The sequence below is a fragment of the Cnuella takakiae genome (assembly GCF_001953305.1).
Taxonomy (GTDB): domain Bacteria; phylum Bacteroidota; class Bacteroidia; order Chitinophagales; family Chitinophagaceae; genus Flavisolibacter; species Flavisolibacter takakiae.
Map to the genome: position 1 here is coordinate 1,950,111 of NZ_MTFE01000010.1, position 8,474 is coordinate 1,958,584.

Below are 8,474 nucleotides of genomic sequence, written 5' to 3' on the forward strand. Positions count from 1 at the left end.
GCTGGTTATTCTGCTGAATGGTACCGGCATCAGTACCTTGCTGGGTAGCATCCTGCTGCATGGCAGCGTCTACCTTAGTAGCAGTGATGAATACTACTTTCGATTTCGATTTGGTAGTCTTATTGGTCTTGCTGTCCTTGGTCTTCACTTTTACTTCTGCAGTGTTGTCTACACTTGCGGTGCTGTCGCTTACTGCGAAGATGGCGGTAGGATCAACATCGTTGTACGGAACGCCCAGTGCAATGTGCAGAGTATTGGTAGTAGAATCAAGGTGCATGGTGCCTTCAGGAATAGCGGTACCAGTAGCCGACTTCTGCGCTACTACACGGTAGGTAGCAGGCGACTTTTTCAGGTATGCCTTCATGCGGCCTTGCTGCAAACCTTCCACCCATACAATGCCTTTGCTGGCAGAGTCGAGGGTAATGGTAATTTGCTGCGCACCATAAGCTGCGCTGGCATCGGTTGCGTTCATGGTATTACCACTGTTGTTTACGGTACCGGTGGTAGTGTTGCCGGTAGTATTTGTTGTCCCGGTAGTACCTGTTGCGGTAGTAGCATCTGTGCTACCTGTGATGCCAGCGGCACCGGGTGTGGTGTTCAACTGGTAGGTACCCAAAATCGGGAAAGTTTTTTCAATGGTCAGTGCGCCGGGCATGGGCTGCAACTTGTACTTGGCCGCAATTGAGTCGCGGGTAGAGTAGCTGCCATATTGGTTCAGCCTGCGGGCATTGTCTACACCCACTTGTGCGGTGCCGGTACCCATGTTGCCACCAACACTATCCGTGGTGCCCGTTGTACCTACGGTTTGGGTAGTGCCTGTAGTTTGGTTGGTCGTACCGGTGTTTCGGTTGGTTGTATCGGCTACCTGGGCCTGAGCGGCGCTAAAAAACAGGGTAGCAGCGGATAAAAATAAGGTGCTTTTCATACGTTAACGTATTAGGTGTTTTTGTTTCCGCCCACCTATTAGAGAATATTGTGCCAAAAAAATAAAGCATTGATATTCAGGTGTTCACAAACCTGCATTGCTGATACAGCAAAAAAGTTTGGTAGCTGAAAACAAAAATTCGAACCTTCTGAATGCAGTATAAACGGAGGTTAAGGGAAGCAACCAACAGCCGCTTTATTTGTTCTCTTTTGTCAGGGCAGCAGCGCTAAAAATGCCAGGGCATCCTGCCGCCTGACAAGCCCGTCCTATATTGTTAAATTACCGCCGTAGCGGGCATCCTACCGTATCTTCGCGACCGGTTTTTACAACGCATTCATGAAACAAAAAAAACAGCAGCAGGCACCTGTACCGGTGGATGCCGATGAATACATCGAAGTTTTAGGTGCCAGGGAGCACAACCTCAAGAACGTCGATATTTCCATTCCTAAAAACAAACTGGTAGTGATTACCGGTATCTCGGGCAGCGGCAAGTCGTCGCTTGCTTTCGATACCATCTATGCCGAAGGGCAGCGCCGCTACATGGAAACATTTGGCGCCTATGCCCGCCAGTTCATGGGCGAGATGGAGCGGCCCGATGTGGACCAGATCACGGGGCTGTCGCCGGTGATTTCCATCGAGCAAAAAACGACCAACAAGAACCCGCGTTCTACCGTGGGTACGGTTACCGAGGTATATGATTTCCTCCGCCTGCTCTTTGCCCGTGCCGGTGAAGCTTATTCGTACAATACGGGTAAGAAGATGGTGAAGTGGAGCGAGGACGAGATCGTCAACAACATCCTTACGCGTTTTGTCGACCAGAAAATTTCCCTGCTCGCACCACTGGTACGTGGCCGTAAAGGTCACTACCGCGAACTGTTTGAAGAAGTACGTAAAAAAGGTTTCCTCAAAGTGCGTGTTGATGGCGAGATCAAGGACCTGGTGCCCAAGATGCAGGTGGATCGATACAAGATCCACGACATTGAACTGGTGGTTGACCGTATGAAGGTGAGCACCGACCTGCGTGTCCGCATCAGCCAAAGCGTACAGCAAACCCTGAAGCTGGGTAAGGACCTGATGTTTGTGGCACTGGAGAAAGAAGGCAAGGGGGCCAACGAGCCTGTTGCTTATTCCAAGCAGTTGATGTGTGCCGATACCGGTCTTTCCTACGAAGAGCCTTCCCCCAATTCCTTTTCGTTTAATTCGCCCTATGGTGCCTGTCCTACCTGTAAAGGCCTTGGCGAAGTATACAGCGTTGACCGCACCGCGGTGATTCCCGATGATAGTTTAAGCCTCAACGAAGGTGGTATTGCACCCCTTGGCGGCGAACGCGAAGCTTCCATCTTCAAGCAGGTGCAAACCCTGTCGCGCAAGATGAAGTTCAGCCTCGACAAACCGGTTAAAGACCTGCCTGGAAAGGTGATGAACTTTATCCTGTTTGGCAGTGAATCGGACCCCGGGCCCGATGCCTGGGAGTTTGATGCCGACCCGGATTATACCGCCTATGATGGCGATTTTGAAGGTGTGGTAAACCAGGTGAAACGCTGGTTTGCTACCAGTACTTCGGAAGCCATCCAACGCTGGGCCGAAGGCTTTATGCAACTGACCACCTGCAGCACCTGCGGCGGTACCCGTTTGAAAAAAGAAAGCCTCTGGTTTAAGGTAGCCGAAAAGAACATTGCGGAGTTGAGCAACCAGGACCTGGTGCAACTGGTGGAGTGGTTTGAAAACATTGAAGAAAGACTCACCGAGAAACAACAGGTGATTGGCCGCGAGATCGTAAAAGAGATCCGCGAACGATTACAGTTCCTGTTGGATGTGGGCTTGACTTATCTCACGCTCAACCGTCCTTCCCGTACATTAAGTGGCGGCGAGTCGCAGCGTATTCGTTTGGCTACGCAAATCGGATCGCAGCTGCAGGGTATTACCTATATCCTCGACGAGCCTTCCATAGGCCTGCACCAGCGCGACAACCATCGCCTGATTAAAGCCTTGCAAAACCTGCGTGATATTGGCAACTCGGTGCTGGTAGTAGAACACGATAAAGACATCATGCTGGCTGCCGATCACCTGGTGGATGTGGGCCCTAAAGCAGGCTGGCATGGTGGCCGCATCATGGCGCAGGGCACACCCGCCGAAGTGCTGGCAGGCAATACACTAACGGCCTCTTTCCTCAATGGCCAGCGCGAGATTGCGGTACCCAAAGAGCGCCGCAAAGGCAATGGCAATTTCGTGGAACTGAAAGGTGTTACCGGCCACAACCTTAAAGGCGTAAGCGTTAAGTTTCCCTTGGGCAAATTCATCGTGGTAAGCGGTGTGAGCGGTAGTGGTAAATCAACCCTCATCACAGATACTTTATATCCAATTTTGTCGGTACACGCATACGGCTCAAGGATGACCCCCATGCCGCACAAAGCGGTAAAGGGCCTGGAGCATATAGACAAAGTGATCGAAATCGACCAATCTCCCATTGGCCGCACACCGCGCAGCAACCCTGCAACCTATTGTGGATTCTTTACCGAGATCAGGACCTTGTTTGCATCGGTGCCCGAAGCAAAAATTCGTGGCTACAACGCAGGCCGTTTTTCGTTCAACGTAAAGAGCGGCCGATGCGAAGTATGTGAGGGCAGTGGTATGCGCACCATCGAGATGAACTTCCTGCCCGATGTGTATGTGCATTGTGAAAAATGCAATGGCAAACGCTACAACCGCGAAACACTGGAGATCCGTTATAAAGGCAAATCCATTTCAGATATTCTTGACCTGACAGTTGAGGAAGCGGTGGAGTTTTTCCAAAGCATACCTTACCTCTATCGCAAGATCAAGGTGCTGGCAGATGTAGGCCTAGGTTATATCACACTTGGACAAAGTGCGGTAACCCTGAGCGGTGGCGAAGCGCAACGCGTAAAGCTGGCCACCGAGCTGGCCAAGAAGGATACAGGTAAAACTTTCTATATCCTCGATGAGCCTACTACCGGTTTGCATTTTGAAGACATTCATCACTTGCTTGAAGTCCTCAACAAGTTAGTTGATCGCGGCAATACGGTATTGGTGATCGAGCATAACATGGATGTAATTAAAGTTGCCGACCATATCATTGACCTTGGTCCTGAAGGTGGCAGCGGCGGCGGACAGATTTTGTATGAAGGCACGCCAGAAGGATTGCTGAAGGTAAAGGAAAGCTTTACCGGGCAGTTCCTGAAGGAAGAGTTGAAGTAGTGTGAAGAAAAGCTTCAAGCTGTTAGCTCCAAGCTGTAAGACGTTTATCCTGCTTATCAAATGGCAATGTTGTTAAATCATTCTCTAAAGCCGGTGCATTTGTACCGGCTTTTTTATAGGTAAGAAGTATTGCTCCTTTTCTGTTACTTGGTATAACTATAACTTGATCTGTTGTAGATGCGGAAATGTTTTATGCGCCATTGATACTTGAAGCTTGCAGCGCTTAATCAGCCCAATTTTTATACAGCAATCATGTTCCGGTAGCTGCGGCAAAACGTCATTGAAAAGATGCGGGGTTGAAATAGGGAACGGACTAGGTTGGGCAACCAGTAAAAGCATCAGGTCAATCGTTTCGCCGCGTACCGGAGTTCTTTCATATCATCACAATAGGGTTTTACCTGATGCTGATTTTTCCTTGTTCAACACCTTCGTCATTCATAAACACATCGTACGCAAATTCACCTGCAGGCAGGTTGCGGATGAAAGCCCTTTGGCGGGGCGCCACCTTTGCCTGACTTACCAGGGTGCCTTCCAGATCAAATACGTAAAAATGTAGTGGATGGGTGCAGGTGGAAACAATTTTTATGCTTCCTTTTTGCGCAGCAACCGGGCTTACGCGAACCGCAATTTTATTGCGTTTACAAACTTGTACTTTGGTTATGGACTTGCCTGGCAATTGATGCGCATTGGATGTTGCGCTGCACAGCGTGCATGCCAGCACAGTGATGAGGAGGAGCTTATTCATAGGTGTGGTTCGGTTGGATTGGATTCAACACTAAAATAGCACATGCTCCGCTACTGGCTGCGCACAAAAAAGGGATATTTTCCGTTTTGGTACATATCCCTGGTAGTACTACGATGCTTTTAGGATCATGTATATGTGTTCTATACCATCTTCCAGGTAAATATCACTTACCTGCTCAAATCCAAAGGAGGCGTAGAAGTTTTTGAGGTAGTACTGCGCCCCGATCTTGATATCGCCTTTGCCAAATAAATCGTACACCTTTTTGATTGATTCCTGCATCAGCTCGCGGCCTGCGCCGGTGCGGCGTGCTGATGGCGCACTCACCACGCGGCCGATGGAAGCCATGGGGTAGATATGGCCGGGAGGTACCAGCCTGGTATAAGCCACCAGTTCACCCGCTTCATTGGTGCCCAGGAGGTGCCAGCAGCCCTGGTCCATATTGTCCATATCCAGGAACACACAGTTTTGCTCCACCACAAATACCTCGCTACGCAGGCGGAGCAGTGCGTACAGTTCAGCGGGACTTAGTTCCTCAAATCTTTTGCAATTCCATTGCAACATGGGCTACGTATTTTCGAGCAAATGTAAGTCTGACATACGGACTTCGCCATCTGAAACATCATGATATTACAGGTACAGCAACTGTCGGTAAAAAGAGGAAGCAATTCCGTGTTGCATGATCTTAATTTTTCCTTGCTTAAAGGAGCAATTGTCGCAATTACCGGCCCTTCGGGTAGTGGTAAAACAACCTTGCTGGAGGCCCTTTCAGGTAAGCTTTTTTACAGTGGTACGATCCACTTGGAGGAAGGTGTCAAACTGGCCCTGGTAGCACAGCAGCACCAGTTTCGCAACCTGTCGCATACCGATACTTTTTATTACCAGCAACGCTTCAATTCCTTTGACGCTGATGATGCCCTAACCGTAGAAGCGGAACTGCCCCAGTTGTTTGCAACTGATACAGATGAAAGAATGCAAAACATCCGAATCCTTTTTGGGTTGGATACACTGCTCCACCGCCGTTTGCTCCACCTTTCCAATGGCGAGAACAAAAGGTTGCAACTGGCAAAGGCGCTGATGGATGCACCGGGCATTTTGTTGCTGGATAATCCGTTCACAGGTCTTGATACAGCAGCGCGTGTTGTACTGGAAGAAAGCCTGGTGCACCTTGCCAGCGAAGGGCTTACCATCCTGTTTTCCTGTGCTGCTTCGAAAGTACCTGCAATGGCACAGTTGGTGCTGGCGCTGGATGGAAAAGGTGGCGGCCAATTGCTGCCTGCCGAAACATACCGCGCCACCTATCGGATGCAAGTGCCGCAGCTGAATGCGGCCCTGTTGCAACAACTCCTGCCGGGCCATGCTATATCTGATTTTACTATGGCTGTACGAATGGTGGATGTGAATGTCCGGTATGGTGACAAACAGGTATTGCAACACATCAACTGGGAAGTAAGGCGCGGGGAGCGCTGGTCGCTATCGGGGCCCAATGGTGCAGGGAAATCAACTTTGCTTAGTTTGATTACTGCCGACAATCCGCAGGCATATGCCAATGAAATTTACCTCTTCGACCGCAGGCGCGGAAGTGGTGAAACCATTTGGGATATCAAGAAAAATATAGGGTTTGTATCGCCCGAGCTGCACCTGAATTTTGATAAAACATCCACGGTGTCTGATACGGTGGCATCCGGGTTGTTTGATACCATCGGGTTGTTCCGGCCCGTGACGGAATCACAACGTAAGAATGTGAAGGATTGGCTGCAGTTGCTATCGTTGGATGTCTATGCCAACAAGCTGTTGTGGCAGATGCCACTGGGTACGCAACGCCTAGTGCTGCTGGCAAGGGCGCTGGTGAAACAACCGCCATTGCTGGTGCTGGACGAACCTTTGCAAGGCCTGGATGAACAGCAGGCAGCGCAGTTCCGTGCCATCATTGATGCTATTTGCAGCCATACGCAGCAAACAATGATCTTTGTTTCCCACTACACCGAAGACCTTCCGGAGGCGGTGACTTTTCATTTAAAACTGGAAGAGGGCAAGGTGATCGCGCATGTATGATCGCTGATGTATGATCGCGGATCTGGGAAGCTGGATGCAGCTACCGAGATCCGAGATAATACATCAGCGATTTGCAATCCTAACGTCCTACCGCAGGAATCACCGGCATGCTTTCATTACCATCGGCACTTACCGCCTGCACGGCAAAGAAGTAGTTGTCTTTGGAATAGGGCAGCCTGATGCTGGTTTCTTTGGTAAAGAATTTCTTCTGCCACATGGGTGCACTGGTTTCCCGCATCAGGATATAATAGCCAGAAGGGTTGCCACTTTTGGGCGCTTTCCAATACAGGTAGGTGCTGTTGGTGAGTTCTTTTACATCCACTTTTACTTCCTGCGGAATGGCGGGTGCTTTTGCCAGGTTGGCCAGCGTGGACAGGTTTACAGCCGTGTTCTTGCGCAGGTATTCAAAGTCCATGAACCTGGCATAATCGCCGTATTCAATACCTTTCTCGGTGCGCAAATCCTGGTGCTGGTGGTTGAAATTTTCGTTCATCTCCGTAAGGCGCACCGCTGCAAAACCACGCTGCACGAATGGTGTATGATCGCCGCCCCGCAGGAAGCGGTCGTTGCGGTAGATGAGCATCACTTCCAGATTGTCTACATAGCGTTCACCCACTTCTTTTACATAACGTGCCAGCTGGCGGGGACGGCCATCATTTTCCTGTCCCATATTGCGGATGCTGGCTGCCGCTTTATCCAGCTCAAAGGCAGGCATGCCTTCGCTGAACACCCGCAGCCTTGTGTTATCGATGATATTGGTTTCACTGCTGTTGTTGCTGCCCATGATATCGTTGTTGAGCAGTCCATCAATATTCCAGCCTTCCTTTTTTGCTTTTTCGGCCAGGTAGCCTGCACCCAGCAAACCTTGCTCTTCGCCGCTCACCGCAACGAAAATGATGGTTGCAGGAAAATTGTGCTTGCTCATGATGCGGGCACATTCCATTACAGCAGCCACACCGCTGCCATCATCGTTGGCGCCGGGTGCCTCGCTCTTGGCATTCATCACATCGGTAACGCGGCTATCAATATGGCCCGAAATGATGTACACGCGGTTGTTGGCCGGATCGGTGCCTTTGAGTATGCCCATGGCATTGCCCAGCAGGGTGGGGGTGTTCACACGGCGACCATCAGGTTGCAGAGTAGTTGTGTCTACAAAAGCCGTCATGCGGCCATTGGATGCCTTGCCCCACTCCTTAAATTTTTCTACCACCCACTCTCGGGAAGCACCAATACCACGCTTTTTATCGGTAGCCGCAGAAAGGGTATGACGGGTACCAAAACTTACCAGTTTGTCGATATAGGCTTTCAGCGAATCGGAAGAAACTTCTTTGACCATGGCTTCAATTTCCGCATCGCGGTGTACCACGGTTTGTGCTTGTACTTGTTGGAGGCTGCACAGCGCCAGCAGGGCAGGGATGATGTGTTTGCTCATGTGGAGTGTAATGAGTGCGGAAGGTAAGAAGAGTTTGAAGTCCGGAAAGACGGGAAAGACGGGAAAGACGGGAAAGACGGGAAAGACGGGAAAGACGGGAAAGG

5 protein-coding genes and 1 pseudogene are annotated in these 8,474 nt (G+C 50.2%); 2 read left to right on the top strand and 4 right to left on the bottom strand.

Annotated elements, in window-relative coordinates; all coding sequences use genetic code 11:
* Positions 1–925: pseudogene (locus tag BUE76_RS08565) on the bottom strand (hypothetical protein); the annotation flags it as partial.
* A 336-nt stretch (positions 926–1,261) separates the two neighbouring features.
* Between BUE76_RS08565 and uvrA the strand changes: the two are divergent.
* On the top strand, positions 1,262–4,141 hold the full coding sequence (uvrA, locus tag BUE76_RS08570; RefSeq protein ID WP_073043994.1) for an excinuclease ABC subunit UvrA: 2,880 nt from the start codon (positions 1,262–1,264) through the stop codon (positions 4,139–4,141).
* A gap of 394 nt (positions 4,142–4,535) precedes the next feature.
* On the opposite strand, the gene BUE76_RS08575 is transcribed toward uvrA, so the two are convergent.
* Both BUE76_RS08575 and BUE76_RS08580 read right to left on the bottom strand, forming a co-directional pair.
* A complete protein-coding gene (locus BUE76_RS08575) occupies positions 4,536–4,886 on the bottom strand; it encodes a hypothetical protein (RefSeq protein WP_073043996.1) in 351 nt (116 codons plus the stop codon).
* Between the two features lie 108 nt (positions 4,887–4,994).
* Complete coding sequence (locus tag BUE76_RS08580) at positions 4,995–5,447, bottom strand: GNAT family N-acetyltransferase (RefSeq protein WP_073043998.1); 453 nt, start codon at positions 5,445–5,447, stop codon at positions 4,995–4,997.
* Positions 5,448–5,507: 60 nt separating this feature from the next.
* On the opposite strand from BUE76_RS08580, the gene BUE76_RS08585 reads away from it, so the two are divergent.
* The gene (locus BUE76_RS08585) at positions 5,508–6,938 is read left to right on the top strand and encodes an ATP-binding cassette domain-containing protein (RefSeq protein WP_073044000.1); all 1,431 of its coding nucleotides are present in this window, start codon (positions 5,508–5,510) and stop codon (positions 6,936–6,938) included.
* Positions 6,939–7,017: 79 nt separating this feature from the next.
* On the opposite strand, the gene BUE76_RS08590 is transcribed toward BUE76_RS08585, so the two are convergent.
* Positions 7,018–8,474, bottom strand: a 1,457-nt coding sequence (locus BUE76_RS08590; RefSeq protein WP_317043376.1) for a M20/M25/M40 family metallo-hydrolase, incomplete at its 5' end; no start/stop codon positions are given.

What these genes read in the sequence shown, in the direction of transcription:
- uvrA (WP_073043994.1), top strand. Translation starts at nt 1,262, where the DNA reads ATGAAACAAAAAAAACAGCAGCAGGCACCTGTACCGGTGGATGCCGAT.
- BUE76_RS08575 (WP_073043996.1), bottom strand. Translation starts at nt 4,886, where the DNA reads ATGAATAAGCTCCTCCTCATCACTGTGCTGGCATGCACGCTGTGCAGC.
- BUE76_RS08580 (WP_073043998.1), bottom strand. Translation starts at nt 5,447, where the DNA reads ATGTTGCAATGGAATTGCAAAAGATTTGAGGAACTAAGTCCCGCTGAA.
- BUE76_RS08585 (WP_073044000.1), top strand. Translation starts at nt 5,508, where the DNA reads ATGATATTACAGGTACAGCAACTGTCGGTAAAAAGAGGAAGCAATTCC.